This is a genomic window from Bradyrhizobium sp. WSM4872, assembly GCF_055811715.1.
On sequence record NZ_JBVVPT010000093.1, the window covers coordinates 1 to 267 of the forward strand.

General features: G+C 41.6%; 1 pseudogene. It reads right to left on the reverse strand.

Annotated features, from left to right (window positions below):
* A pseudogene (gene isaA, locus AC0L3C_RS36245) lies at positions 1–267 on the reverse strand (lytic transglycosylase IsaA); the annotation flags it as partial.

Below are 267 nucleotides of genomic sequence, written 5' to 3' on the forward strand. Positions count from 1 at the left end.
GTTGTAAGCATTTACTTGACCATTTGATTCACGAGCGATGATTGCAGCCCATGTAGAAGCTGAAACACCAGTACGTTGAGCCATGATTTGAGCTGCTGATGAACCAGTAGCACCTGCAGTATTACCATTGCTTAATCTCACTGAACTTGAAGTAGTTGAAGTGCTGTAGTTATGGTAAGTTGGAGCTGAAACAGCTGCAACGTTTGAGTTACTTGATTGTGCATTGTAGCTTACTGATTGTACATCTGAACCTTGGTTGTATGAAGT